The sequence below is a fragment of the Paenibacillus sp. Y280 genome, assembly GCF_056786335.1.
On sequence record NZ_JBXCIW010000019.1, the window covers coordinates 26,900 to 53,569 of the forward strand.

Sequence of the window (26,670 nt, forward strand, 5' to 3'; positions counted from 1 at the left end):
CATTTAAGGATTCTATAGTCTTCACAGCTCTAGCAGGACGCCAAACGAGCCATAAAAGCGATTCTACGGCTCGTTTTCTTTCGTCATATTAAGTTCAGAGTAAGCAGGCTATGCCGGGCGATCGTTCCCCGCTTCTCGCCGCTAGGCCATCCGACAAGGCAATGACGTTTCGATTCTCGCCGCTACGTCATGCGACAAGGCAGCGATGTTTCGCTTCGCATCGCGCTTTGCCATTTGCGATAAAGCTCCCATGGGGCGCCATTATCGAGCAAATCCTTGCAAATATACAACCCTTCCTCAATGGAGTCGACCTTCTCTGCCAATTGCAACCTCACGGCCGCATTAAGCAGCACTTGATTGACGAAAGCGATATGGCCGTGTCCTTGCAGGACGTATTCCGATACGCGCAGCTGCCCTGCGGGCGTCCAATCGATTTCCGGCACTGGCGTTTCTAAGCCATAGGTGTCCGGATCGATGATATTCAGATGCGACTCTCCGTTTTCTACGTAATAGGTGCGGGTCGGCCTCTCGATGAACAAATCCTCGGAGCCCTCCATCCCCTGTACGATGAGCGCTTTTTTGTATGCCAAGTTGCTGGCTAGCTTCGCCATTCGCTCAAACACCGTATTATGAAAAACCCCGAATATCAAATAAGGGGAATGGGCGTAATCAATGAGCTTCTCGGCCGTATTCAGTACGGTCCGCATACCGAGCTCAATACGAATGGAGCGCAGCGCCTTAAGAGGCGGACACCATTCCTCTGCCGGAACGTACAGCACGCCGGTACCCGAAGCCGCTTGAACAATCTGTTCGCTCGATAAGCGTTCAGCATCAATGCCTGCTTCCTTCAACAAATCATGCAGCGTTATTCCCCATTTTGGAGGCAAGGATGCCGCTGAGTGCAGCGTAATGGGAAGCCCGGCGGCCGCAAGAAGAAACGCAGTAGGAAATGTAGCGTAAAATGATTTTTTCCGACCGTCATAGGGGCCAGCGCAATCGAGTCCTTGTTGAATAGGTACGCGATGAGCATGCTTGCGACAGACGGCTACAAAGGCCTCAATTTCTTCAACGCTTTCCATCTTTATTCGCTCAGCGATAAAAAAAGCGCCGATTTGCGCTGGGGTCGCCTTTAATTCTAAAATTGCATTGGCCGCTTGCAACGCCTCATCATACCCGAGGTCACGCGCTCCTCTTTTTCCACGGCCGACTTCCTTTAACAGGTTGATCATCATCGCATCGCCCCCTTATTTTTGATCCTGAAGGATTTGGTATACCTTTACAATCGATGTCGCTACATCAACCATACGCTTGCGCTCATTCATCGCCTGCTTCCGCAGCACGTCGTAGGCTTCCGCTTCGGAAATGTTTTTGATTTTGCACAAAATCCCCTTTGCCATATCAATCCACTTCCGCTCCTCAAGACGTCCTTCCAGCTGCTTGCGCTCGTTTATCCATTGCAGCCTCTCGAAGCATTGCTTAGATCCAAAATGCAGCGCCCAGTGCAGTTCTTGCTCGCTCATCGAAGGGGTCAGCACGCCATCCACAGGCACGTCGTCCTCGCAAAATGCGGCTGATAAGGATGCTGTCGCAGCGCTGCACCACCAGAGCATCGGCACCGTTTTTTGCTTCAACAGCTTCGTTCCCCATTGTTTCACTTCATTAAGAGGCAAGTGAAGAATAACGGCATCTGCACTGTTCATTTGCAGCACAGCCTTATTCTCATCACCTGCACGAATGACATGATACCCATAAGTCTCAAGCAAAAATTTTGGAGTATGCTTCTTGGAAAGCTGATTCGATTGAGGGTCCGCCACCGGTACCTCGCTTGCTGCACGTTGATCGATCACCAACAATGAACGCATGTAGAAGTGCCCCCTCCTATTCGACTTCATTTGTTAACAGTGCACAAGTCGATGTCTTTGTGATTATATATAACATACAAAACATGAAATTGTCATCACCCAAGTTTTTCACCCATTTGATGTTAAGTATATTGACATAGCTTCTAATCTCATTGTATATTTACGATAACAAAAACATATCATTCACGAGTACAACGATGTATTCGTTTGGAGCGGCAAAGAAGCCTGCTATCGTTTTCAAGGGAGACGTACGTTTTCTCTTGGATCGAAGGCAGGCTTTTATTATTTTTGCTTAGACAGAGATTGAGAGGAGAGAATTACAATGAATACAACGAAAAAGAAACTAATCCTAATCGGCAACGGCATGGCGGGGGTTCGAGCAATCGAGCATCTATTGAAGCTTTCACCAGACAGCTACGATATTACAATTTTCGGCGCTGAGCCGCATCCTAACTATAATCGAATTATGCTCTCTTCCGTCCTCGCAGGCGGCGCAGACATGCAAGAAATCGTCATTAACGACTGGGATTGGTACAAAGAAAATAACATCACCCTTTACACCGGCCACAAAGTAACCAAAATTGACATGGACCGCAAAAAGGTAATCTCCCACCAAGGCATTGAGGTTGACTATGATTCGATCATTGTGGCGACTGGCTCCAATCCTTTTATGCTGCCGCTCCCCGGCGCAGACAAGGAAGGCGTTATCGCCTTCCGCGACATCCATGATTGCGAAGTGATGATCGATGCATCCAAAAAATATAAGAAAGCAGTCGTCATTGGCGGCGGCCTGCTCGGACTCGAAGCCGCTCGCGGCCTTCTCCATCTCGGAATGGAAGTCAATGTCGTCCATATTCACAGCTACCTGATGGAGAGGCAATTGGATGAAGCAGCATCCAAAATGCTGCAGCGCGAGCTGGAAGCGCAAGGGATGCAATTTTTATTGAAAAAAAGCACAGCTTCCATTAAAGGCAAACGCCGCGCTTCCGGGCTCGTCTTCACGGATGGCACCGAGGTAGATGGCGATTTGGTCGTGATGGCCGTCGGCATTAAGCCGAACGTTGAGCTCGCTAAGGCAACAGGCCTTGAAGTAAACCGCGGCATTGTCATCGATGATTTCATGCAAACGAGCGTGCCTGACATTTATGCTGTCGGCGAATGCGCTGAGCATCGCGGGATTGCATACGGTCTCGTTGCTCCGCTGTATGAGCAAGGCGCCGTGCTTGCTAAGCGTCTGGCTGGTGTGGAAACGGCTGGCTATGCAGGGTCCGTCACCTCAACGAAGCTTAAAGTATCTGGCGTAGACGTATTCTCAGCTGGACATTTTGATGAATCGCCAACCACTCGCGCATTGAAGATCCAAGACGATTTGGCAGGCACGTACAAAAAAATCGTCATTCAGGATGGCAAGCTGATTGGCGCTGTACTATTCGGCGACACCTCAGATGGTGCAGAATTATTCGCTTCGATTAAGAAAGGCGAATCGGTAGAAGGCCGCGAGAAGGAGCTGCTGCTCGGCATCTCATCCGATATGCTTGGCAAATCCTCGGGCGGCAACAGACTAGAGGCGATGGCCGATGATGAAATCATCTGCGGCTGCAACGGCGTATCCAAGGGTACGATTGGCGAGGCGATTACGAATAAGGGCTGCAACACGGTTGGCGCCATCAAGTCCTGCACGAAAGCTTCCGCTTCCTGCGGCGGCTGTAAGCCGCTAGTTGAAGGACTGCTTCAAATATATGCCGGCGATGCGGTAGGCGAGCCGGTCAAGGAAGGCATTTGCGGCTGTACGACGCTTAACCGGGATGAGATCGTCGCAGAAATAACAAGGATGAATCTTAATTCCACTAAAGAAGTCATGAACGTACTCGGCTGGCATAATCCAGAGGGCTGCTCGAAATGCCGTCCGGCGCTTAACTATTACCTCGGCATGATCAATCCGGAGGAATACGTTGACGAGAACGAATCACGGATTACCAATGAACGCTACCATGCCAACATTCAGAAGGACGGCACATACTCCGTCGTTCCGCGTATTTACGGCGGCGTAACCTCCCCAGCCGATTTGAAAAAAATCGCCGAGGTCGCCGAGAAATACGACGTTCCGTTGGTTAAATTTACTGGCGGGCAGCGGCTCGACCTGCTCGGCGTCAAGAAAGAGGATCTTCCGAAAATATGGGAAGAGCTTGATATGCCATCCGGCCACGCTTACGGAAAAACGCTGCGTACGGTAAAAACATGCGTCGGCTCGACCTTCTGCCGCTTCGGCACGCAGGACGCAATCGGCATGGGCATCAAATTGGAAAAAGCGTTCGAGCGTCTAAATGCGCCGGCTAAAGTTAAGCTTGCCGTGTCCGGTTGTCCGCGAAATTGCGCGGAAGCAACCATAAAAGATTTTGGAGTAGTCGCCATAGATGGAGGCTGGGAGCTTCATGTCGGCGGCAACGGCGGGGTAAAGGTTCGCGCAACAGACCTGCTCTGCATCGTCAAAACCGAGGAAGAGGTAATGGAATGGTCCTCCGCCTACTTGCAGCTTTATCGCGAAAATGCGCAATGGAATGAACGTACCGCACAATGGATCGAACGTGTTGGACTCGATTATGTAAAGATTGCGCTGCAAAATCCTGAAGATCGTCTTGCCTTGAAGTCGCGCATTGAGAAGACGCTCAGCTTAACGACCGATCCTTGGAAGCAAATCGTTGAAACCGATGAGCTCCGCAAAAATTTCGAGCAATTATCCGCCGCTGAGACTGTGCAATTATAACTTTTAAGGAGGAGTACTCACATGACAACGAAGCTGCTCGTCGCTAATCTCAGCGACATTGATGTAAAGGGCTCGCGCCGCATTCAAATAAAGGACATCGAAATTGCCGTATTCCGCCTAACAGACGGCAGCGTGCTCGCCGTTGAAAATAAATGCCCGCATAAGGGCGGACTGCTTTCGGAAGGGATGGTGTGCGGCACGGCCGTACACTGCCCGCTCCATGATTGGAAGGTGGATTTGCGCAGCGGCCGCGTGCATGAGCCTGACGACGGCTGCGTAACGACCTTCGAGACCGAAATCGATCAAGAGAGCGGATCTATCTATGTAACGATCTAAGGCGGACTTGTCTCAAGAGAAAATCATAAAACTACGGAATACGAAGCGGCAAATTGAGCCGGAAGGAGCAGCTTATGAGAAATATAACGGCAGGAATGGTCTATATTGTCGGAGCAGGTCCAGGCGATCCTGAGCTTATTACGATTAAAGCGATGCGGCGCATTCAGCAGGCTGACGTCGTCCTGTACGATCGGCTCATAAGCAAAGAGCTGCTTGGCTATGCCAGCTCTCAAGCTGAGCTGATTTACTGCGGCAAAGCTCCTGGCTCGCATGCCATGCCCCAGCATCTAATTAATGACGCGCTCGCCCATTATGCTCGCCAAGGCAAAAGCGTCGTCCGCCTGAAGGGGGGAGACCCGCTTGTCTTCGGAAGAGGAGCCGAAGAAGCGCTGGCGCTCGCCACACAAGGCATTCCGTACGAAATTGTGCCAGGCATCACCTCGGCAATCGGCGCTGCCGCAGCGGCGGGCATCCCCGTGACCCACCGGGAATATGCCGCTTCCTTTGCTTGCGTGACCGGCAGCCGCTGTCACGGCGTAAAGTCCCCAATCCGCTGGGATTTGCTGGCGCATAGCGTGGATACGCTAGCGATCTATATGGGCGTAAGCGAGCTGCCCGCTATTCGAGAGGAGCTGCTGAAGCACGGCAAAGCCTCTTCAACGCCCGTTGCGTTAATCGAACGCGGTACGACCACGCGACAGCGCACAATCGTAGGAACTCTTGCTAATATTCATACCCTTGCCATATCCATGAAACTGAGCAATCCAGCGCTAATTATTATTGGGGAAGTCGTTAAAGTACGGGAACAGCTTCTGCTTGCCGAGCAACAAGCGGTCGCCCAAATAGGCTGAATAGATGTGAAACAGCCTTCTCCATTTCTGAGCAGCAGGCATTTGCAAGCCATTTAACGTATAATGAAAGTTTCAGTACGTTATGGTAAAGGATGCGACTACGATTTGGAAATGAAAAAGCAAGCGCCGTTATTTATTTATACTTATGGCTACCGGCCGGAGGAAGCAGATCTATGTCACTTGGAGATGCGGTCTTTTTTTGGCAAGCAATCGGATTCCGGGCTCTTGATGAGTGAGATAGCCGTTCATCCCGATCGAAGCCCCTTTATGAGAGAGCGGCTAGAGATGCTTTATGAAGCGGATCGACTCGAGGATATATTGGAGCAAGTGAAGCAAATCGAATTAGCCGATTCAACGTTTAAAGTTATTTTTATCAAAATGAGCGATCTTGCATCAGAGGATAAAATAGATTTCGACGACAAGCGCAGCATCGAACGTGAAATTGGAATCTATATTGATGGGGAAGCCGATGTGCACAATCCCGATTACACCTTCGGCATATTGAACTGGGGCGGGCGCTGGTATTTCGGCAACTACATCAAGAGCAAAGCTGTTTGGCTTACGCAAATGAAGAAGCCGCGCAGCTATTCGATTGCGCTTAGCACCCGGGTAGCACGTGCGGTGGCGAATATAGCTGTCCCTCTTCCAATCGGAAAGACAGCGATCGACCCCTGCTGCGGCATTGGGACGGTGCTCGTAGAAGCGCTCTCGATGGGCATTGACATCGTCGGCCGAGACATCAATCCTTTTGTCATTCGCGGTACGCTTGAAAACTTAACGCATTTCGATTTCAAAACGGATGTTGTATGCGGCGACATTGCCGACATTACCAGCCACTATGATACAGCGATTGTAGATATGCCCTATAACCACTTCTCAAGCACGACGCCTGAGGCGCAGCTTTCGCTGCTGAAGAATGCTCGCCGCATCGCGAGCAAGGCCGTTATTATTACGGCTGATCCGATGGACGACCTTATCGCAGGCGCAGGCTTCACCATCTCAGATCGCTGCACCACCAGAAAAGGCAGCTTCATTAGGCAAATCATCGTTTGCTCGTAAGCTATCGCAATACCGCAAGCTGTTAGTTGAATCCATTCAATGCAAGCCATGAAGCACATGCAGCCGTCCAGCCTCTCGTATGCTCCTCGTCCTCAGCTAAGCCTAGCCCATGCTGCCCCTTCTCATACACGTGAAGGTCAAAGCGCACTTTGTGCTTGCTGAGAGCAGTAGCGAACATTAGGCTATTCTCGACGGGAACGGCTGCATCATTCGACGTATGCCATAAAAAAGTCGGCGGCGTATCCTCGGTTACATTTCGCTCGCTGCTAATCCGCTCAACTTGTCCTATCTCCGCTTCCTTGCCCAGCAAGTTATCTCTTGTGCCTTCATGCGTGAACGGCTCTGTGAGCGTTATAACGGGATAGCAGAGAACAAGCAGATCTGGACGGCATGACATTCGTTCAATAACATCTTCGGCACTCTCATTTCCTTTGTCATAGATTGTCCCCGCATTCGACGCCAAATGTCCGCCCGCCGAGAAGCCAAGCACTCCGATCTTGTTCGGATTGATTCGGAACAAATCCGCTTTGAATCTGATGGTACGTATCGCCCTCTGTACATCCAGCAGCGCGCATGGATACGGATAAGGGGCCACCCTGTAGCGCAAAACGAAAGCAGAAATGCCCAGCCCATTCAGCCACTGAGCGATAGGCTCCCCTTCATGAGGGGCTCTTCCCTGATAGCCGCCGCCAGGACATATAATAATCGCGGGAGAATGGTCGCCTTCCACAAGATATGGGGTGATAGCTGGACAATCCTCGTCCGCATTACCTACTGCATACGGTGCTCCATGCATCCATAATAATTGCTCCGTCATTTGCAAAAAATCCCCCTTATATCGTTTCAAATAAAATTCCATCTTTCACCATTATATAAGAACGAAAACGACCCGGCTATCCGAATCGAAAAATCGAATTGAGCTTCAAACAATGGACCTTCAAACTAAAAAAGGCTTAAGCGCATGAACGCCTAAACCTTCATCCAATCTGAATCCCGACTTTGCTTTTGTCATCTTTTTGACCCGGTTATTGCGCCAACGAACCCAAACAAAAGGCCGAGCAGAGAGCCTGCCGCAACCTCGCGTGGTTGATGGCCTAAGCTTTCTTTGAGCCGCCTACGCCGGCGCATATGATAAATTCCCGGATGCTTGCCAGCCAGCTTCTCGACATCCACATCCAAATCATTCACTTGCATAGCAATTTCTCCTGCATGCCTGCGAATATTCATAGCGTCATACATAACAATAATGCCAAGCATCGCCGATATCGCAAACTCTGGCGTCTTCACGCCGCATTTGGTTGCCGTATATGCAGCTAAAGCCGATACCCCGCTCGAATGTGAGCTAGGCATACCGCCCGATCCAATCAATTTTCGGATTTCCCATCTACCGGTCTTTGCATAATGCAATGGCAGCTTAAGCAGTTGCGCTGCACCTACAGCGGCAATCGCCGTTACAAGTCCTCTATTGGCCACAGCAGATCATCCTCCAGTCATCGCTCTCCCCTTATTTTGCCCTGCAGCCAGCAAATTCATGTGGACCTTGAAATGGCAGCGTACAAAAAGAAGCGGAATAGAAAAATTTAAGATAACTTATCTTTGAGAATGGGACATATGTCCTTTTCATATTCACGTTCTGTTTCTAAAATAATAAATGAGGATAATAACTGGCAGTTGCTTTTCTACTCAACAGTTGACGGAGGGACCATGAAAAAGATTCATAACAAAGAAAGCATTGCCCAATATGTAGCCGAAAATCAGCTTGATATCATATTTGATGCGGCAAGCATTGTGATGATGAACCTTCTGGCTTACGAGAATGGAGAAGCGATCTGCTCGCCAGGCGATCAGCTTGATCAGCTATTCCTATTAGTAAAAGGGAAAATTAAGGTTTACACGACGCTTCCGAACGGAAAGTCCGTACTGCTGCGCTTCAATGAACCGCTTGCGATCATTGGGGATATGGAGCTTATGACCGGCCTTCCGGTTCGCTGCATGGTCGAATCGGTCGGCATAAGCCACTTTATTGCCATTAAGACGGAGGCGCTGCGGGAAACGGCATTTCAAGACCCGCGCTTCCTAACCTTCATCATCAAGCAAATCAGCCACAAGCTGCACACGGTTTCGTATGTATCAAGTCTTAACCTGCTGTATCCGGTAGAAAATCGCCTGTCGAGCTACCTTATTTCTATTATGTCCGAAGATCCGCTTACCCCCTCGCTTGTAGAGATGAAGACAGAGAAGCTGACGGAGGTTGCCGAGCTGCTCGGAACCAGCTACCGCCATTTAAACCGCGTCATCACGAAGCTTGCCGCTGACGGCATTATCGAGCGAAAGCGCGGCGCCATCTATATTCGTAACGTGATTCGCCTTCGAGAGCTTGCCAGCGGCAATTTATACCGTTAACTTATCCGGTTGGAGGGATTATTCATGATGGGCATTATTTATTCGCTGCTTGCTGGCGTTCTGGTCAGCTTTCAAGGCGTATTCAACACCAGGCTCAGCGATAAAGCAGGCTTCTGGTTTACAAACACTTGGGTGCATGGCACCGGGTTTTTGCTGTCGCTGCTCATTTTGCTAATGGTCAAGGACGGCGGCCTATCCAAGCTGTATACCGTGAACAAGCTATACTGGCTCGGAGGCGCGTTCGGCGTTATGATTGTGTTTACCGTTATGAAGGGCATCTCGACGCTTGGTCCTGCTTACTCGGTTGCGCTTCTGCTTGCTACGCAGCTGCTTGTCTCACTGATCATTGACAGCCTCGGACTGTTCGGCGTCGATAAGGTGCCTTTATCAGCCAATAAGCTGATCGGAATTGGCATCATGATCGCCGGCGTTGTCGTGTTTAAGCTGAAATAAGAACTCTAAACTGTTTATTTCATATAAATAAGCCGCTCGCCGGGAGCGAACATATGGAACTTCTTAGCCGGATAATGGCGATGAATGTAATCGACAAGGTCTGCAATCGCTGCAAGCTCTCTTCTACGCTGCTGATGATACGCTTCTCCGAGAAGTCGAACTGATCCGTGCCATAACGGCCTGCCTTCGTCGTCAAAATAAACCGATCTCTCGCAAGCTCCGCTATCGCCTTGCCCAGCACCGTCTCCGCCTTCGTCAAGCCGTAATACGGCGACACGTCGATCAGATTGATGCCCATGTCCACAGCCGTATGCACCGTGCGCACGCTTTCCGCATCATCGGTCTCCCTAAACACAGACCCAAGCGACGATGCCCCGAAGCTGAGCGCCGACACCTCTAGGCCCGTCTTTCCAAGCTTGCGATATTTCATCTCTCAACACTCCTTATGTGAATCCACGCCTTGTCTTGCGCAGAAGCTTGCCGCCTAACGCTCCAATGAGAATCCATGCCGAAACCTATGCATAAGCTTGCCGCCTAACGCTCCTACAAAATAACGCCGTCCTTAAAGATCGCAATTTCCTTAAAGCCATTGCGTTCATTATGGGTCTGCGTCTCGCCTGAAGCAAGGCTGATCAACTGCTCCCACAGCTCATCCGTCAGCGTCTCCATGCTTTTGTCCTCAAGAAGCTGGCCTGCATTAAAGTCGATCCAGTTCTTCTTGCGCCCGGCGAGCTCGCTGTTCGTCGCAATCTTCACCGTCGGCACCGGCCCGCCAAACGGCGTTCCTCTGCCCGTCGTGAACAGCACGATATGCGCGCCCGCCGCGGACAGCGCCGTTACCGAAACGAGATCATTGCCCGGCGCCTCCAAGAGATTAAGCCCGCTGCTCGTAATGCGCTCCCCGTAAGGCACAACGTCCTGCACGATCGCATGGCCGCCCTTTTGCGTGCAGCCAAGCGACTTCTCCTCCAGCGTGCTAATGCCTCCGGCCTTGTTGCCGGGAGACGGGTTCTCATAAATTTCTTGATCATGCTTTATAAAATATTGCTTGAAATCGTTGATCAAATGAACGATTTTGCCAAAAACCTGCTCATCCGCAGCACGGTTCATCAGAATCGTCTCCGCTCCGAACATCTCCGGCACCTCGGTCAAAATCGCCGTTCCGCCCGCCTCGATCAAGCGATCGGACACCGCGCCGACGAGCGGATTGGCCGTTATGCCGGACAAGCCGTCCGAGCCTCCGCATTTTAGCCCAAGCTTCAGCTTCGACACCGGAACCGGCTCGCGCTTAAACCGTTCGGCGTAACAGACCAGCTCTTCAACGAGCGCAAGCGCATCCTCGATCTCGTCCTCCGCCTCCTGCGACTTCAGAAACTTCACCCGCTCCGGGCTATGATCGCCAATCGCCCTTTTGAACGCATCGATCTGATTATTCTCGCAGCCGAGGCCGATGACGAGCACGCCAGCTGCATTCGGATGGTTCACGAGCGAGGCGAGCAGCTTCTGCGTATGCACAAGATCATCGCCAAGCTGCGAGCAGCCGAACGGATGCGCAAAGTGATATACGCCATCCACGCGTCCCTCATAGAGCGCATGCGCTTTTCTAGCTACGATCTCGCAGGTCTTGTTAATGCAGCCTACCGTATTGATAATCCAAATTTCGTTGCGGATGCCGATGTCGCTATTTTCGCGGACGAAGCCTTGGAAGGTGCGGCCCGCATCAATCGACGATGCCTTGCTGGGCTCCAGCTTCGCAGGCTCGTAGGAATAGTCCAGAAAGCCCTTCAAGCCAGTACCCATATTATGCGTATGCACCCAGCTGCCCGGCTCGATATCTTCCTTTGCTACCCCGATCGAATAGCCAAACTTCAGCACATGCTCGCCCTTCATGACTGCACACGCAAGCAACTTATGTCCCTTCGGCACCTCATCCTGCAGCGTAAGCGTATTCCCCGCTTCCAGCGTCAGTTGATCCCCTTTGGCAAAAGGCTGCAGCGCGATAATGACATGGTCCTCCTCATGCAATCTGACCCAGCTATTCACTCGCAACTCCCTCCATTTCCGCTATTTTCGCACGAACAGCAGCAGCTAACGCAGGCCATTCGACAGCTAGATCACGTCCCCAAATGCCCGCAAGACTAAGCAGCTTGCTCGTTGTCTGCTCAAGAGGCCAACGCTGCTTCTCCGCTTCCGACCATACCGCCGCAATCGTCTCCAGCATGCCAGCATCATCCCGTACTATATAAGCAGCGCCGCTTAACGTCTTCCCTTCGAAGCCCGCCTCAGTCCGCTTCACCTTGTAATAACGCAGCAAGCCGGCGAAGCCTTGCGCAAGCCCGCTCGGTACTGCCTTGCCGTCATCCGCATAATGAAGCAGCGAAGGCAGCAGCCGCACCTTGAATTTGCTTAAGCTATTCATCGCAATATCAGCAAGCCGGTGACGGATGAACGGATTCAAGAAACGCTCGTACACATCCTCCGCGTAAGCTCGAAGCTCTGACTCGTTAGCCGAAATCGAAGGAATAATTTCCGTCTCTACCGTCGTCCTCACAAGCGTCCCAAGCACCGCATGCTCCATCGCCTCGCGCACCTGCTCCACATCATGCAGCAGCCCGAGCGGCGTCATGAGCGTATGCGCTCCGTTTAAGATCCTTACCTTTCTTAGCTGGAACGGCTTCAAATCTGGAACCCAGTGCACATTAAGGCCTGCCTCCCGCAGCGGCAGCAGCTTCTCAAGCTCCGGCTCCGCCTCGATCGCCCACAGATGATACGGCTCCGCCGTGCTCAGCATCGAATCGGAATAACCCCATTCGCTGAACCATTCCTCTGCCTGTGATTCATCCGGATAGCCCGTAACGATCCGATCGACAAGCGAATTCAAAAACCGATTATGCTTAATGACCCATTCTTTAAATGCCTCGGAATAGCCCCAATCGTCGCTATAGCGGAGTACACAGCTGCGAAGCTCATCGCCGTTGCGCTCCAGCAGCTCGCAGGGCAAGCACACCAAGCCGCGCTCAGGATCACCGTTAAAATGATTAAATCTGCGATAAAGCAGCTGCGTCAGCTTGCCGGGAAACGACTGAATCGGCTGCCCTTCTGCCTGCTCCTCCGGCCGGTAGGCAAGCCCCGCTTCCGTCGTATTGGATACGACGACCTGCAGGTCAGCATTTTCAGCTAAAGCGAGATAAGCCTCCCAGTCCGAATAAGGGTCAAATACACTGTTGAACACCGAAATCACTTCCGTCCGCTCCACGCGCTCCCCATCTTCCAAGCCTCGAATAACGAGCGTATATAATCCATCCTGCCCAGCGAGCGCGTCGATCTTCGGCTTGCCGCCAGGACGCGGCTGCGTGACCGCGATACTGCCCTCATACAAGCCTTTCTTCCGGCATTCATGCAGCATCCAGTCAAAGAAGCCGCGCAAAAAATTGCCTTCGCCAATCTGCAGCACCGTCACCTTCGCTTGCTTCGCTGCCTCGTATAATCGCGTCTGTTCCTCATTCAACTTGCTATGGTTTAACGTTGTCATAGGTGATAAAACTCCTTTGCATTTAGTCCGAACAGCCGCTCCCGCTCCGAATCCGTCCACGTCTCCGGCAGAGCCTCTTCAAGCACAGCCACAACATCATCATAGCTTGCTGCCAGCAGGCAGACCGGCCAATCGCTGCCGAACATCACTCGGTCTGCCCCGAATGCCCCGAGCACATGCTCGATATAGGGCTTGAAATCAGATGGCTTCCAGCTATCGTGGCCCCCCTCGGTCACCATGCCCGATAGCTTGCAGTAAATTTGAGGATGGGCGGCGATTTGGCTCATTTGGCTTTTCCAAGGCTCAAGCAACATGTCCTTAATACGCGGCTTCGCGATATGGTCAATAACCGCATGAAGGCCGGGCACCTTATCCAGCAGCTTGATCAATGGCTCGAGCTGAGGCGATACGACGAGCAAATCAACGGGCACACCCTTCTCCGCAAAAAAAGTGAGCGCTTCCACAAAGCTGGGCGCAAGAATCGCGTTTGCATCAGCCATCTCTTGGATCATGACGCGGAAGCCAACAAACTTCGGATGCTGCGCAAAGCGCTCATAATGAGTGCGGTAATCAGGGTCAGCAAGATCCAGCCAAGCCACTACACCTGCTATCGTATCGGAAGAGGCGCTTAATGCGAGCAAATAGTCGGTTTCCGCAAGCGTCGCCGCCGCCTGAACAACAATGGATCCGTCCAGCTTATGTTTATGTAAAAGAGGCTCTAAATGCTTCGGCAAAAAATCTCGGTACAGCACCGGAATTTCCGGTGTAATCCAGCCGTAATCCCCTCGCTCAATGCTCCAATAATGCTGATGCGCATCCAATCTCATCGCTTCCGCCTCTTTTCCAGCCGATTAGGTTCCTCTTTATTATAAAAAACAATATTGATCTCTGAAATAATCAATACTCGCATATTTGTACTCTATTTTGATATTTGCTACAATCAGGCTGACAAACTACTCGAATGAGGTGAAGCGATGAATCCGTATCGCAAAAGGTTCGATGCCAATACCCCTTTTCCATTCGAATGCGTCTATCGGGATACCAAAAGCGCGCAAAACGAGCTGCCCGACCATTTCCACGATTGGTATGAGCTGGTCTACATTTATAGCGGCAGAGGCACCTTTTTTATCGACCAAACTTTCTATGACGCCGCCCCCGGCGATATCTTTTTCATTCCCGGCAACACCATCCACCGTTCCTTTCCCGATTCTGAAGATCCTAAGACCTCAACCGCACTGTTCTTTAACGCTTCGCTCGTTCACAGCCCGCCGCTTGGCGACGCCTTCTCCTATTTGCGCTGCTTCGAGCAGGCCAAGCGCCGCAAAGCCTATAAGCTGCCGGCAGTGCTTGTTGCCGATAAGCAGCAAATTATCGGTTTCATCGATCGCATACATGACGAGGAGTCAGATAAGCTGCCGGGCTACCGCCAGGCCGTTCTGCTTCATCTGCAGCTGCTGCTGCTGCTGCTCGGACGTACCCTTAACCCTTCTGAGGAAGGGCAACCGATATCATCATCAGCACCGGGCTGGATGACCGCTACTTTAACCTATATCGATGAGCATCCGGGCAGTCCCCTCGGCTTGTCGCAGCTGGCGAAGCGCGCCTCCGTTACCCCTGCCCACTTCTCGCGCGTCTTTAAGAAGCTGACGGGCATGAACGTGACGGAATACGTGACGACCAAACGGATTATTCGCGCCAAGGAGCTGCTTATGGAGAGCGATGCCAATATCGCTGGCATCGCTGAGCAATGCGGCTTCGAGAGTCTTCCGCATTTTCACCGTATGTTCAAGAAACTAACGGGCATGACACCCTCGCATTACAAAAGGAATGAGTAATTGATAGATTTGACGGTTATCATTCGCGGATACAGCCTGTCTATTCCTCTCATATACTAACTTGCAAAGTCAAACTGGCTGGCAGGGGAGGGTTCACAGATGGTTCGTTCAAGCGTGAAAACGATAAAGTATCAAGTAGGAAAAAACAAATATTTGATCATTAATATCTACCAATCTTCCGAAGCGAGTGCTGAGCATGGCAATGTGCTTGCCAGCAATGCGGCAACTGTACAAATTTTTAAGAAAAGCAAAAAAAGCAGGAAATACTAGCCCTCTCTTCATTTTGGCAGCGCTCCTAAAGACGCTTGAAGGGGGGTGAGGAAATGACTCGTAAATTTTCTAAACAAGGCAACTGGGTAAAAAAAGACACCGGCAAAACCTTCGTTAACGTAAAGCAAGGCGCTAATGCATCCATCAACCAGGGCGGCAATGCATTTGCCATCAACGCAACAGATATCGGCGTCGTCCGCATTCGTCCCGGCCAGCAGTCATGAAATAAGGCGGCAGCTATATGAAAAAATAAGGGCAGCCCAATGAGGTTTTTTCAACCAGTTGGAGCTGCCCTTATTGATGTTCATACGTGCTGGCCTCTTCGCTTTAAACTCGCCAATTGACCAACCTCCGCTACAAAGCTTTTTCTACATGTTAATCGCTATGTCCCAAACAATCGCAAAAGCAGGATACCCGCGAACGCAAGTGTAATGCCCATAACCTCAATTCGTTTGAACTTTTCCTTAACGAAGAAGCGCGTATAAAGAAGGACAATCAATACATTAAGGGCAGCAACCGCGGATACGAGCCCGGCTTTGCCAAGGGAGAATGCCGTTACAATAAGCATCATGCCAACCCCATTGGATATCCCGATGGCGAGTCCGACAAGATAAGTACGCTTGACGCTCCATGCAATCGGATGGTTGTCTGCGATACTGCTGGAAGCATGCTGCGACACGCGCACCCCACCGCCTGCCGGACTTACGCTTTGAAGAGCAAGCGCTCGCTTGCCCCGCTCGTTCTGCAAATCCCGCAGCCACCATAAGCCAAAGCAGACCGTTCCCGTCATAAACACAAAAAACATCGTTGGAAACAAATCCGCCTCCATCATCGTCGACCATTTGCCTGACAAATCATTTGCCGCAAACAACAGCATCGCCAGCATGCCCCACTGCGCTCCTTGCAAATTCCGCAGCGAGATGTCATTAGACATACGAACCAGCAGCACGCCGCTTATAATAACGACAAACCCAATAAGCTGCATAGCATGAAGCTTCTCGTTCCACAATCCAAAAGCAACGATGACCACAACAACCGACGGCAGCGCCGTTAAAATCGCGACGAGCGACGCCTTTCCTACCGCAAAGCCTTTAAACATGCTCGCATTGCCGCCAAAGGAGAACAATCCCATTTGGATCCCGATTAGCGTTGCCATCGTCCAATCCGACGAAAATACGAGCGCGCAAATGCCGTTTATAATTGCACCCATGCTAAATGTTCCGCAGAGCAGTAAATTACGGTTGAGCGGCCTTTGACTCGTCCAATGATACAGAATGCCTCGCACGCCAAAGATTAGGGCAGCGATTACCGAATAAGTAAGCCACATGAGAGCAAGAAGCCCCTTTCCAAGATCCATCCTATGAGGACGGTAAACATAACAGAGTCTATCATATCAAGCTGAATCCATTTTGTCTGTACTGAATAAGGACTGCTTCGAATGCGGTGAGACTTAAAAAATAAAAGTATTGGCTGAAATTAGGACTGACCTTATAATATCGATAGTGGCGGTTTCATCGTCTTCATTACTGCTCTAGCATCCTATAAAAAACAAGGGGATTTTAATGGAACACGCTGCAAACAGACCGTATTTGCCCCAGTTGGACATCTTTCGAGCCTTCGGTATTTTAGCGGTCCTCATGATTCACGCAACATCTTCGATTGTAGCAGGCTACGATCACCAAGCTACGCTTTATCCGCTTTACATTTTTTTAAACAACTTTACCAAATTTGCAGTTCCCGTCTTCATTTTTCTAAGCGGCTTTGTCCTTTTTTACAACAACTGCGACAAACCCTTCACCGCAAAAACGATCGGACAATTTTACAAAAAACGAATGTCCAAAATATTGATTCCGTTTCTCTTATTCTCCTTCTTGTATTTTGGCTTTACGAGGCTGGTGCAGTTTGGCTTTACTGACATCCAGACGTTTATCAGCTACTTTACGACGTTTAAATTTCTCAAGCTGCTTGTCATCGGCAAAACTTACACGCATCTATATTTTGTCGTTATTATTATTCAATTTTATGCGCTTGCTCCGCTCATGCTGTATGCCCTCAAACGATTTCCATCGCTTGGCAAGCATATCGCCTGGATAGGACTGCTGGTGCAATGGCTATTTATATTTAAAATCATCACGCTGCTTCATATTACAACTCCAGGCAGCTATTCGTTTACCTACATGTTTTATTTTACGGCTGGCGCGTTTATCGGCATTTATTACGTGAAGCTTGCTGAATGGATCAACCTCACACGACAAAACGCCACGCCACAAAAAATAATCGCGACAATTGTGCTATGGGTATTATTCTTATCGTCGAGCATGGTTATGGTTTATTTTTATTACGAGAACTGGGTATATAAAATATCGGTAATCAATACGGATCTATTAGATCTGGTGGACGAGCTGCGCTGCGTGACAGCGGGCATTGTACTGCTTCAACTTTCCTTTTGGATCCATACCACATGGAGCAAATGGGTGGTCAGAGCGCTTCTTCATATTGGAGCGACCTCCTTTGGCATCTATTTGGTCCATCCTGTCATCTTGTTTCTATACCGCAAAATAAACCTAAGCGCCTATCCGCTGCTGTATCACATCTGGGCGGCAGGAGGGTTCGTGCTTGCTCTGCTTGTTCCTTGGGTGATCGTATCGCTATGCGCGCCATACAAGTGGCATTGGCTGCTGTTCGGTCCGCTTCCTTCAAAGAAGCAGCAGCCCGCAGCGCCAAGTCAGCCAAGTATTCAGCACTTAATCAAAAGAAAAGCCGTCCGACCGCTTGATTAAGCGCGGATGGCTCTTCTTTTTTTTTGCCCGCTCCCCCTCTATCTGCCCTCAAATGCGCCTCAGCGGCAATATTGCCCATATTCGCCCTTACTGCTTCTGTTTGCGCTTCGGTTTGCGCTCCTACAGATGCTCATGTGCAGCAACAATTCCACTCTCCGCCTACAGACCGAGATTAAAAGCATGCTCAAGGCGGTACTCACATAAAATGGATACGGTTAAAATGACGGTAGCAGATAAAAGAAACCGGAGACCATGCTTCCAACTTCACTTCTTAAGCCTTCGCTTCCAAAGCTAGCTTGCTTCACCAAACTTTGAGGAGGTTACATAATGCCCGTTTTAGAAGTCCGCAATTTGAAAAAGGCTTACGGCTCAGTCAGCGCAGTTAAAGACATCAGCTTCACGGTGGAAGCTGGCGAAGTGTTCACCATTATTGGCCCTAACGGCGCCGGAAAAACGACTACGCTCGAAATGATTGAAGGACTGCAATCGCCTGACGCGGGCCAAATTGAGTTCGGTGCTTTAAATTGGTCCAAAAATAGTGAGCAAATCAAAGTGTCCATCGGCGTGCAGCCGCAGTCCAGCGCTTTGTTCGACCTGTTGACGGTAGAAGAAAATTTGGATTTGTTCGCGACCTTTTATCCGAAATCCCGACCAGCGGCTGAGGTGCTCGAGATGATCAGCCTCACGGATCAACGTGATAAGCATGTCAAAAAGCTGTCCGGCGGCCAAAAGCAGCGGCTAGCGATCGGACTTGCAATGATAAATGATCCGACGATCATTTTCCTTGACGAGCCGACGACCGGACTTGATCCGCAGGCTAGACGCAACATATGGGATATCATTCTTAAGCTGAAGGAACTCGGCAAAACGACAATCCTTACGACGCATTACATGGAGGAGGCCGAGAAGCTGAGCGACCGCGTCTGCATCGTCGATCAAGGGAAGATCGTCACGCTCGACACACCAGCTGCTCTCATCGATCGGCTTACGAAGGAACGCGAGGTCCGTCTCACCTTTCTTGACGGCGCCGAAGCAGCAATCGAAACGGAGAAGGTAGCTCTCCTCCAACCTACTGTTGTCAGAACAAGCCGTGAAGGCGCTTCGCTCCAGCTATGGACGACGCAGCCGGAAGAAACACTTTATGAACTGTTCGGCTTTACGAAAGACCGCGGTTTCCGGGTCGAGCAAATTTCGATTCGCGAAATGAGCCTTGAAGATGTATTCATCGCCTTCACCGGCAAGGAATGGAGGGATTAAATGAACAACGCCAAGCAATTTTCCAAAATGTTCACCGCGCAAATCAAAATGATGTTTCGCGAGAAACAAGTATGGTTTTGGAACATCTTTTTTCCCGTTATCTTAATGGTGTTATTTATGATTATTTTCGGAGGCGGCTCTGGCGATAGCTTTAAAGCTAAAATCGCTGTTGTTGATCCCCAGCCAAATGCAACCTCAAGCATGCTGCTTGAGCAGCTGCGGCAAATTCCTGTGCTCGAGTTCAAAGAAGAGCAGCCCGTTACGAAAGAAGCCGGCAATGAGCTGGTTGAAAAGCAAGATATCGACGCCCTTATTATTTTGCCTGAATCAGAAGGCTCCACCACGATGCAGCTTGTTGTGAACAAGGCTGATGAACAAGGCGCTACTACTCAAGCAATAGCCGGCATATTAGATCAATTTATCCAGCAAGCGAACTGGACGGTTGCCGGAGAAACACCTACGTTCAGCTTAACCAAAAGCTCGGTCTCCTCTGGCGCAGACGATTTGAATTATGCGGACTTCCTGCTCACCGGCATGATCGGATTATCCGTTGCCCAAGGCGGATTGTTCGGCATGGTCGAGCTCGTCGAGATGCGCAGGAAAGGCTTGATGAAGCGGCTTCGCATGACTCCTGCCAAAATGGGACTCTACGGCTTAGCCGGCATGGTCGTGCGGCTCATGCTCGGCGTCATCCAAATCGTTATTTTATCGTTGATTGGCGTATTCGGATTTGGCGCAAATCTTCATATTAACGTGTTCAGCTTGGTCATTGCCTTTTTTGCAGGCGGATTGGTATTTAATGCGATGGGGTATTTGTTCTCCTCGTTCAGCAAATCGATGGAGGCTTACATGGGGATGGCGAACATCGCGAGCATGCTTATGATGTTCCTAAGCGGCGTTTTCTTCCCGCTCGAAACTTTGCCGACTTGGCTGCAGCCGGTCACGCAAATGCTTCCGCTCACCTACTTCGTCGATGGCATGCGGGACGGCCTCATTTACGCATCAGGCGTAGCATCCAGCTCCTTCTGGATCGGAATCGGCATTATGGTGCTGTGGGGCGTCGTTTCCTTCTTGGTCGGCTCGCAGGTATACAAAGCCAAATCAATTGCCGCAACCCGTTAAACGCGCACAAAATAGCAGGTCACAATGCTTCAACAAAGCATCGCGACCTGCTTTTCTGTTTATTCTTCAATACAGTCCCTACACCTTTAAAACCGAATGCTTCAGCTCCGATTTTTCGATCTGAATCGTCGTATGCTCGATCTGAAAATCATCTGCAATTTGCTGAATCGCTTCCTGCAAAACCTTCTGGCAGTCCACGCTGTCTTCGACGATTAGATGGCAGCTTAAGGCGTCCAGCCCAGACGTAATCGTCCAAATATGAAGATCATGCACATCTTTTACCCCACCGATGCGAAGCAGCGTCTCCTCGATCTGCCTTGCGTCCACATTAGCCGGCGTACCCTCCATTAAAATATGAACGGTAGATTTAATAATTCCCCATGCGCTTTTCAAAATAAGAACCGCAACGATTACGCTTATGATCGGGTCCGCTATATACCACGAGAACAAGGACATGAGAATACCGGCAATGATTGCACCAACGGAGCCAAGTGCATCTCCAAGAACATGGAGATAAGCGCTGCGTACATTTAAATTGTCCTTAACGTCGCCTTTGCGCATAAGAAACCACGCACTCGCCATATTAGCCAGCAAACCAATGCCTGCGATAATCATCATCGAACCACTCGCCACAGTTGGCGGCTCACCGAACCGTTTGATCGCCTCCGCGATAATAAAAGCCGCGATGACAAACAACGTGACGCCATTCAGCAAAGCGGCTAATATTTCAAAGCGATGAAAACCATACGTACGTTTGGTCGACTTCGGTCGCACCGCAAACCACATCGCCAGCAGGCTCAGTGCCAGCGCAGCGGCGTCGCTCAGCATATGACCGGAATCGGACAGCAGCGCCAAAGAGTTCGTCACTAAGCCCCCGACAAACTCCAATATCATAATTCCAGCTGTGATGACAAGCGCAATCAGCAGACCAGCCTTATTATTAGGGGCATGTGAATGACCGTGATGTCCATGCGAGTGACCATGGTGATGTCCGTGCGAATGATCGATATGATTGCCATTTGTGCGCTTCTTGTTAACGTTGTCATACTTATGATCATGTCCGTTAAGGTCATGCTTATGATCAAGACCACTATGGTCATGCGTATGCTCGCTCTTCCCATCAGAATGTCCATGCTCATCCTGCTGTTTATCCCTTCCATCTGCTGCTATCCGTAAGCTTTGTTTATGCTCATCATTTGCTTTGCTCATCTAACGCAACCTCCGATTCAAACTCTATTCGTCTGCTTCATACCTCATTATTCCATTTAGCTCTGATCGAATCATTTTATTCAATCATTTTATAGAAACAATCCACAACATATGAATACATGCTCATATGTATATTATATGTATGATTAGCTTCAATTGCAACAACCAAAGCGAATGATGATGCGTTTTGACACTTATAACTTTGGAATAAGAAATCCGTTAGCAACACAAATTAACGTCAAAAAAGCGATATTGAAAAGGAGGCGTTTATGAGGAACAGAAAAAAAATCCCCTTAACTTTACTGACTGCGTTCTTGTTAGCTGTAAATGTTCCATCCGTCGCAGCACAACAACTACCTGCTTGTGAAGAACAAATAAAAGCACTTGAGCCTTCCCAGCCAACTTCTTTACGTAATCCACCCTTCAGCCATAGTGAAATACCTAAAACGATAGAATCAATCAGCAAGGTCATTCATAATGGTAATAATCTAAAGTATACCGTTGTTCTGGATATGCCATCTTGGGAAAGACCGTCTTATCTTCCTTATTGGCATAGCAGTATTGGTCGTTGGTCGTATGTGCCAAATCGAATCCATTATGCAAAGCATCGCATATTTACTTCACCCATGAATGCGTCGGTACTTTATGATTTCACCCATAATGTCGGGATAGTCAAGGAAATGGAAAAAGCTGCACCTATCAATGACCGATTAAAAAAAATATTAGTTGTCGTCATGAACACAGACATAACCTCTTTAAAGATAAAAAATCAACAAATTATAGTGATTGGAAGACCTGTCCATTCGAGACTGAAAATATTTACTATAGAAGGCTTAGACAATACTCAGCCTTATTATTTCCAGCTATCAACTCCCGATGGATACGAGGTTGATTATAGCCTTTATTAAAAGAACGAGACTGCCGGTATCGTAATACCAGCAGTCTCGTTCTTTCGAAAAAACCTCTATTTTTTGAAAAGGGTTGCGTTCAATCATATTGCCAAATCACACTTGGCTCTCTAGTTTTTTTTAGATGCGAGCTATCAGCTTCTCAGCGGCTCAACCGCCTCCACCAGCTTCTCCTCCAGCTCCGCTGTATAAGCAGCACGCTGCTCGTCGCTCCACTGCAGACGATCCGCCATTGCGGCTATGATATGCCATTTCCATTGCTGCACGTAGCCGATACGGAAGAACAAATCGCCTGTTCGGCGGATAAAGAAGTCCGTCGGCTTCACCGTCATCTCGGCTTCTAATGAGTAGCGCAGTTGCACCGCCAGCACGAGCGGAAGCTCATGCGAAGCTGCCCATGCTGCCGCCCCTTGAGCCATCGCAAACAAATGATCGACATTGGAGCCATAACGCTGCGCAAGATAGGCCGACTCTTCCTTCGTAAAGCCAAAATGAACGCCTTCAGCCGTTTTCTTCTGTAAAAATGGCTCAAAGCCTGCCGATCCGCCAAGGTCTCCGCCCGACATCGGAATCGATTTTGTTGCGCTTTTCGCAAAGTTAACGCCGCTCCCTTCTTGCCCTAGCAGCTCAACTACTTTATCGACAACCGTTTCAGCCATCTTGCGATAGCCTGTCAGCTTGCCCCCTGCAATCGAAATAAGGCCGGATTGCGATACGAATATTTCGTCTCTGCGTGATATTTCCGAAGGCGACTTTCCTTCCTGCTGGATAAGCGGGCGCAGTCCTGCCCAGCTCGATTCGACATCCGCTTCAACAAGCTTCAGCTCGGGGAACATAAAATTGACGGCCTTCAGCAAATAGGTCCGATCCTCCAGCGTCATAACCGGATTCACGGTGTTGCCTTTATAATTGGTATCGGTTGTACCGAAATAAGTCTTGCCGGCGCGAGGAATCGCGAATACCATGCGTCCATCCGGCGTATCGAAGTACACCGCTTGGCGAAGCGGAAAGCGACTCTTGTCGAACACGAGATGAACGCCCTTCGTCAGACGAAGCGTTTTCCCCTTTTTGGAGCCATCCATCTCCCGTATATCATCGACCCAAGGTCCGGTTGCATTGATGATTTTTGTTGCTTTAATCTCATAATCTGTGCCGCTAATGGTATCTTTAACGAGCGCGCCTGTTATTTTACCATCGTTATCGTACCGAAGCGTCTCCACTTTCGCATAATTGACTGACAAAGCGCCGGTTTCTACCGCTTTCTTCATCACTTCAATCGTCAGCCGCGCATCATCCGTCCGATATTCCACATAATAGCCGCCGCCCTTCAAGCCATCGCGCTTCAATAGCGGTTCCTTCGACAGCGTATCCGCCACGCTAAGCATCATGCGCCGCTCTTTTCTTTTGACTCCTGCCAAAAAGTCATAGACACGCAGCCCAATCGAGGTTGAGAATTTGCCGAAGGTGCCTCCCTTGTAGAGCGGGAGCAGCATCCATTCCGGCGTTGTCACATGCGGTCCATTCTCGTATACGATAGCTCGTTCCTTGCCGACCTCGGCTACGACGCCTACCTCGAATTGCTTCAAATAGCGCAAGCCGCCGTGTACAAGCTTCGTCGAACGGCTAGATGTTCCCGCCGCAAAATCCTGCATCTCCACCAGCGCTACCTTCATCCCGCGAGCGGCAGCGTCAAGCGCAATGCCTGCCCCCGTAATTCCTCCGCCAATTACCAGCACATCATGCGGTGAAGCCTGCATTTCTGCCAGCACCTGCTCGCGATTTTGCGCTGCAAAAATTTCCTTGCCCTTATCATTTGTCATTATGATTGCCTCCCGATTCTCTACCCATTAATGTTCTGCCAAATTCATTTGGTTACTCATGATTTAGAATATATAAACAAAAAAACCACTTAAACCGCTTCCTAGCCATATAAAATGGGTTTGGAAGCGGTCTTCGTGGTTTCTCCTGATCTCCAACCGTTATTAACTTATCGACATTATAGCACGATTATTTCGCAAAAGCCATGGCCGCTTTTACCGCACGATGCCAGCCATTGTATCGTTCAGTTCGCTTCTCAGCCGCCATGGATGGCTCAAACAATCGATCCACTTTGTGCAGCTTTGCCAGCTCGATTTCCGAAATCGTTCCTTTAAACGCCTTCATCTCAGGAGCAGACGCATCCTCTGCACTCGCAAAGTAAGTAAAGATGGAGCTGGAAATTAACGAGCCGGCCAAGATAACGGCAAACATTACTTTTCTCTTAATCATTGGTTTATCATCCCTTCAAAGTAATTAATTTTACGATATTGTCAGCCTATATAAACCTGGCTGAAACAAAAACATAGCACATAACGTCTGTTTGGTTGGAGGTGTTTAATTTGAATAAGCTGGTAATTATCCTTATCCTACTATTATCTTTGCTTGGCTGCCAGTCTTCAGAACCCGGATCTATAGCAAAGACAAAGCTTCACCCCTCTACTACGGCAAGCGCTGAAAACGATCTTTTTTCCATTCATGTTTCAGTTCAGGAGCTAGTTGAGACAAATGAGGCTTTTCCGATTGAGGTTGAATTGAAAAATGAGGCTGAGCGGACAATCGAGATTATGAGCGGGGAGCCGGTATTCTACTTTGTCATACGGGACAGTACTGGGAAGGCGATTAACACGATTGTCAGAACCGATGTCGGGGTTATACGTCCAATGTCAGTGAATGAGGTTATATCAGAGAAGCATCCATATCAGTTTAAAAAGTCCGGCCTATATGATGTTTCGGCAGTTGCGGAATTTACGCTTCAGGACGGAGACTACAGCAAGGTCTATAAGTTGGAAACGGTTCGGAAGCAGATCGAGGTAGTTGAATAATCAGATTACCTGCTTGTTTTTTACAGTCGAACGATCGATTTGCCTGCAGTACGACAATGTCCGAGTTTTTGTCAGAAAACAATATCGTACTGAGGGGAGTTTAATTAATAGATTTAATTTTTTCCTAAACCCAATGAATAATAAATAATACCAATCAATAAAAATAAGATCATAAATGGATATGCAAATAAAGTGCCAAGCAGAAGCTCGTCCTTCTCCGATCGCTCGCGGGCGCCATCGACATGTTCCAGCAGCCAGCTCACCTTTGTGCCGAGAAATAAGCATCGATCAGCAATCCAGTCTTCGAGTGAAACAGCTGCTCATATCCGCCCTGCTTAAGACCTTCGCAAATGCCAGCGGTTTGACGAGACTGCCAAACAATCGCGTGATAAATGGGCTGACCGGTCTTCTTGTCCCAAACAACCTTCGTTCCCCGTTGATTCGTAATTCCGATTCCAGCGACTTGCTCAGCCGTTATACCTGTCTTGGCAAGCAGCTCCGCCATTACCTTCTTCGTTGATTCCGATATAAACGAAGCATCCGTTTCCACCCTCCTCCTTGCAAGCGAAACTCTTTAATTCTCGGCCTTCCAAAGCTCTTTCCGCGATGTCGTGATAGCCGTTGCGCCGGCCTCGAGCGCCTGCTTGACATGGTCCTGGGTCCGTATAAGCCCTCCCGCAATAATCGGAATGCCGCTTCGCTGCTTGACCTCGCTGATGATGTCCGGAATGACACCCGGCAGGACCTCAATGAAATCGGGACGGTTTTTGTCTAGGCCCGTATAGCTTCTCTCGAGGGCGTCCGAATCGATTAGAAAAAGCCGCTGAATCGCAATCAGCCCGTTCTGCTTCGTGCGGCCAATTACGCTTGAGCGGGTGGATATAAGGCCCGCGGGACGTATCGACTGACAGAGAAACTCGGCTGCGTATTCGTCATTTTTCAAGCCATCAATCAAATCGGCGTGCAGCAGCACCTTTTTCTCATGCTGCCTTGCCAAATCAACGATATTTTTTATTTGTCCCAGATGTCCTCCGAGCAGCACCATAAAAGCATAAGGCGAGGCAAGCACCGCCTCCACATCCTTAAGCTTATGCACAGCCGGCAATACGTTCTGACCGTTCAGCAACAAAGACAACCCAGCCACCTCCGCGCATATTCTAATAACTTC

General features: G+C 49.6%; 26 protein-coding genes and 2 pseudogenes. 14 read left to right on the forward strand and 14 right to left on the reverse strand.

The features are described 5' to 3' along the window. Positions 1-182: 182 nt before the first annotated feature. Both AC1TPC_RS20715 and AC1TPC_RS20720 read right to left on the reverse strand, forming a co-directional pair. A complete protein-coding gene (locus AC1TPC_RS20715) occupies positions 183-1,229 on the reverse strand; it encodes an anthranilate phosphoribosyltransferase (protein WP_482068749.1) in 1,047 nt (348 codons plus the stop codon). Positions 1,230-1,244: 15 nt separating this feature from the next. Continuing rightward, entirely contained in the window at positions 1,245-1,862 is a 618-nt protein-coding gene (locus AC1TPC_RS20720; RefSeq protein ID WP_482068697.1) for an ANTAR domain-containing response regulator, read from the reverse strand. Between the two features lie 322 nt (positions 1,863-2,184). On the opposite strand from AC1TPC_RS20720, the gene nirB reads away from it, so the two are divergent. From nirB to AC1TPC_RS20740, 4 genes are all read left to right on the forward strand, one after another. Beyond that, positions 2,185-4,626, forward strand: a complete 2,442-nt coding sequence (gene nirB, locus AC1TPC_RS20725) for a nitrite reductase large subunit NirB (RefSeq protein WP_482068698.1) — start codon at positions 2,185-2,187, stop codon at positions 4,624-4,626. Positions 4,627-4,647: 21 nt separating this feature from the next. Then, positions 4,648-4,962: a nitrite reductase small subunit NirD gene (nirD, locus tag AC1TPC_RS20730; RefSeq protein ID WP_482068699.1), complete on the forward strand. Its 315-nt coding sequence runs from the start codon at positions 4,648-4,650 to the stop codon at positions 4,960-4,962. 74 nt (positions 4,963-5,036) lie between these two features. Continuing rightward, on the forward strand, positions 5,037-5,813 hold the full coding sequence (gene cobA, locus AC1TPC_RS20735) for a uroporphyrinogen-III C-methyltransferase (RefSeq protein WP_482068700.1): 777 nt from the start codon (positions 5,037-5,039) through the stop codon (positions 5,811-5,813). Positions 5,814-5,918: 105 nt separating this feature from the next. Then, on the forward strand, positions 5,919-6,872 hold the full coding sequence (locus AC1TPC_RS20740) for a TRM11 family SAM-dependent methyltransferase (RefSeq protein WP_482068701.1): 954 nt from the start codon (positions 5,919-5,921) through the stop codon (positions 6,870-6,872). Between the two features lie 22 nt (positions 6,873-6,894). Here the strand turns inward: AC1TPC_RS20740 and AC1TPC_RS20745 are convergent, their stop codons facing one another. Together AC1TPC_RS20745 and AC1TPC_RS20750 are read right to left on the reverse strand one after the other, a co-directional pair. Further along, positions 6,895-7,689: an alpha/beta hydrolase gene (locus tag AC1TPC_RS20745; RefSeq protein WP_482068702.1), complete on the reverse strand. Its 795-nt coding sequence runs from the start codon at positions 7,687-7,689 to the stop codon at positions 6,895-6,897. A 191-nt stretch (positions 7,690-7,880) separates the two neighbouring features. Then, the gene (locus AC1TPC_RS20750) at positions 7,881-8,345 is read right to left on the reverse strand and encodes a divergent PAP2 family protein (RefSeq protein ID WP_482068703.1); all 465 of its coding nucleotides are present in this window, start codon (positions 8,343-8,345) and stop codon (positions 7,881-7,883) included. A gap of 231 nt (positions 8,346-8,576) precedes the next feature. On the opposite strand from AC1TPC_RS20750, the gene AC1TPC_RS20755 reads away from it, so the two are divergent. Further along, positions 8,577-9,275 carry a cyclic nucleotide-binding domain-containing protein gene (locus tag AC1TPC_RS20755; RefSeq protein WP_482068704.1) on the forward strand — a complete coding sequence of 233 codons (699 nt, stop codon included), beginning with the start codon at positions 8,577-8,579 and terminating at the stop codon, positions 9,273-9,275. Between the two features lie 24 nt (positions 9,276-9,299). Further along, complete coding sequence (locus AC1TPC_RS20760; RefSeq protein WP_482068705.1) at positions 9,300-9,728, forward strand: DMT family transporter; 429 nt, start codon at positions 9,300-9,302, stop codon at positions 9,726-9,728. A gap of 97 nt (positions 9,729-9,825) precedes the next feature. Here AC1TPC_RS20760 and AC1TPC_RS20765 read toward each other — a convergent pair. From AC1TPC_RS20765 to AC1TPC_RS20780, 4 genes and pseudogenes are all read right to left on the reverse strand, one after another. Then, positions 9,826-10,158, reverse strand: a pseudogene (locus tag AC1TPC_RS20765) (aldo/keto reductase); the annotation flags it as partial. 113 nt (positions 10,159-10,271) lie between these two features. Then, complete coding sequence (locus tag AC1TPC_RS20770) at positions 10,272-11,771, reverse strand: UxaA family hydrolase (protein ID WP_482068706.1); 1,500 nt, start codon at positions 11,769-11,771, stop codon at positions 10,272-10,274. Then, on the reverse strand, positions 11,764-13,260 hold the full coding sequence (locus tag AC1TPC_RS20775) for a tagaturonate reductase (protein ID WP_482068707.1): 1,497 nt from the start codon (positions 13,258-13,260) through the stop codon (positions 11,764-11,766). The genes AC1TPC_RS20770 and AC1TPC_RS20775 overlap by 8 nt, the downstream gene beginning before the upstream one ends. Then, on the reverse strand, positions 13,257-14,087 hold the full coding sequence (locus AC1TPC_RS20780) for an amidohydrolase family protein (RefSeq protein WP_482068708.1): 831 nt from the start codon (positions 14,085-14,087) through the stop codon (positions 13,257-13,259). Before AC1TPC_RS20780 ends, AC1TPC_RS20775 begins: the two co-directional genes overlap by 4 nt. Before the next feature lie 147 nt (positions 14,088-14,234). On the opposite strand from AC1TPC_RS20780, the gene AC1TPC_RS20785 reads away from it, so the two are divergent. From AC1TPC_RS20785 to AC1TPC_RS20795, 3 genes are all read left to right on the forward strand, one after another. Beyond that, entirely contained in the window at positions 14,235-15,095 is an 861-nt protein-coding gene (locus AC1TPC_RS20785; protein ID WP_482068709.1) for a helix-turn-helix domain-containing protein, read from the forward strand. 99 nt (positions 15,096-15,194) lie between these two features. Then, positions 15,195-15,365: a hypothetical protein gene (locus AC1TPC_RS20790; protein WP_482068710.1), complete on the forward strand. Its 171-nt coding sequence runs from the start codon at positions 15,195-15,197 to the stop codon at positions 15,363-15,365. Positions 15,366-15,418: 53 nt separating this feature from the next. Continuing rightward, positions 15,419-15,589: a hypothetical protein gene (locus AC1TPC_RS20795; RefSeq protein WP_482068711.1), complete on the forward strand. Its 171-nt coding sequence runs from the start codon at positions 15,419-15,421 to the stop codon at positions 15,587-15,589. Positions 15,590-15,747: 158 nt separating this feature from the next. Here AC1TPC_RS20795 and AC1TPC_RS20800 read toward each other — a convergent pair whose 3' ends face one another. Next, positions 15,748-16,692, reverse strand: a complete 945-nt coding sequence (locus tag AC1TPC_RS20800; RefSeq protein WP_482068712.1) for an EamA family transporter — start codon at positions 16,690-16,692, stop codon at positions 15,748-15,750. A 235-nt stretch (positions 16,693-16,927) separates the two neighbouring features. On the opposite strand from AC1TPC_RS20800, the gene AC1TPC_RS20805 reads away from it, so the two are divergent. The 3 genes from AC1TPC_RS20805 (at position 16,928) to AC1TPC_RS20815 (ending at position 20,524) form a co-directional block, all read left to right on the forward strand. Beyond that, positions 16,928-18,145, forward strand: a complete 1,218-nt coding sequence (locus AC1TPC_RS20805; protein ID WP_482068713.1) for an acyltransferase — start codon at positions 16,928-16,930, stop codon at positions 18,143-18,145. Between the two features lie 327 nt (positions 18,146-18,472). Continuing rightward, positions 18,473-19,402: an ABC transporter ATP-binding protein gene (locus tag AC1TPC_RS20810; RefSeq protein ID WP_482068714.1), complete on the forward strand. Its 930-nt coding sequence runs from the start codon at positions 18,473-18,475 to the stop codon at positions 19,400-19,402. After that, positions 19,403-20,524, forward strand: a complete 1,122-nt coding sequence (locus tag AC1TPC_RS20815; RefSeq protein ID WP_482068715.1) for an ABC transporter permease — start codon at positions 19,403-19,405, stop codon at positions 20,522-20,524. A 78-nt stretch (positions 20,525-20,602) separates the two neighbouring features. Here the strand turns inward: AC1TPC_RS20815 and AC1TPC_RS20820 are convergent, their stop codons facing one another. After that, positions 20,603-21,733: a cation diffusion facilitator family transporter gene (locus tag AC1TPC_RS20820; RefSeq protein WP_482068716.1), complete on the reverse strand. Its 1,131-nt coding sequence runs from the start codon at positions 21,731-21,733 to the stop codon at positions 20,603-20,605. Between the two features lie 269 nt (positions 21,734-22,002). Between AC1TPC_RS20820 and AC1TPC_RS20825 the strand changes: the two genes are divergently transcribed. Beyond that, positions 22,003-22,641, forward strand: coding sequence for a hypothetical protein (locus tag AC1TPC_RS20825; protein ID WP_482068717.1), 639 nt, complete (start codon positions 22,003-22,005; stop codon positions 22,639-22,641). A 134-nt stretch (positions 22,642-22,775) separates the two neighbouring features. Here the strand turns inward: AC1TPC_RS20825 and AC1TPC_RS20830 are convergent, their stop codons facing one another. Both AC1TPC_RS20830 and AC1TPC_RS20835 read right to left on the reverse strand, forming a co-directional pair. Then, positions 22,776-24,461 carry a glycerol-3-phosphate dehydrogenase/oxidase gene (locus AC1TPC_RS20830; RefSeq protein ID WP_482068718.1) on the reverse strand — a complete coding sequence of 562 codons (1,686 nt, stop codon included), beginning with the start codon at positions 24,459-24,461 and terminating at the stop codon, positions 22,776-22,778. A gap of 187 nt (positions 24,462-24,648) precedes the next feature. Continuing rightward, positions 24,649-24,909: a hypothetical protein gene (locus AC1TPC_RS20835; protein WP_482068719.1), complete on the reverse strand. Its 261-nt coding sequence runs from the start codon at positions 24,907-24,909 to the stop codon at positions 24,649-24,651. 110 nt (positions 24,910-25,019) lie between these two features. Here AC1TPC_RS20835 and AC1TPC_RS20840 point away from each other — a divergent pair, with 110 nt between their 5' ends. Continuing rightward, positions 25,020-25,502 (forward strand): hypothetical protein, encoded by a 483-nt coding sequence (locus AC1TPC_RS20840; RefSeq protein WP_482068720.1) that lies wholly within the window; start codon positions 25,020-25,022, stop codon positions 25,500-25,502. 188 nt (positions 25,503-25,690) lie between these two features. Here the strand turns inward: AC1TPC_RS20840 and AC1TPC_RS20845 are convergent. Next, a pseudogene (locus AC1TPC_RS20845) lies at positions 25,691-26,052 on the reverse strand (FGGY family carbohydrate kinase); the annotation flags it as partial. Between the two features lie 24 nt (positions 26,053-26,076). Next, positions 26,077-26,631: a glycerol-3-phosphate responsive antiterminator gene (locus AC1TPC_RS20850; protein ID WP_482068750.1), complete on the reverse strand. Its 555-nt coding sequence runs from the start codon at positions 26,629-26,631 to the stop codon at positions 26,077-26,079. Positions 26,632-26,670: the final 39 nt, after the last annotated feature.